The following is a 227-nucleotide window of genomic DNA, read 5'->3' on the forward strand; positions in this document are numbered from 1 at the left end:
CGCGGGTGCGGCCGATGCCGTAGATGGCGGTCAGCCCGATCTCGGTGTGCTTGTGCGGCGGGATGTTGATGCCGGCGATACGTGCCATGGTGATCCTCGCAAAAACTCAGCCTTGACGCTGCTTGTGACGCGGGTCGCTGCAGATCACGCGCACCACGCCGTGGCGGCGGATGATCTTGCAGTTGCGGCACATTTTCTTGACGGAAGCCGAAACGCGCATGGGTTTC

The 227-nt window shown here is 62.6% G+C and carries 1 protein-coding gene and 1 pseudogene; both read right to left on the reverse strand.

Annotation, left to right across the window (positions count from 1 at the left end):
• A pseudogene (locus tag NET02_RS16510) lies at positions 1-88 on the reverse strand (30S ribosomal protein S13); the annotation flags it as partial.
• 18 nt (positions 89-106) lie between these two features.
• Entirely contained in the window at positions 107-220 is a 114-nt protein-coding gene (rpmJ, locus tag NET02_RS16515; RefSeq protein WP_132963213.1) for a 50S ribosomal protein L36, read from the reverse strand.
• Between the last annotated feature and the right edge of the window lie 7 nt (positions 221-227).

The sequence above is a fragment of the Thermalbibacter longus genome (assembly GCF_023806485.1).
GTDB lineage: Bacteria > Chloroflexota > Chloroflexia > Thermomicrobiales > Thermomicrobiaceae > Thermalbibacter > Thermalbibacter longus.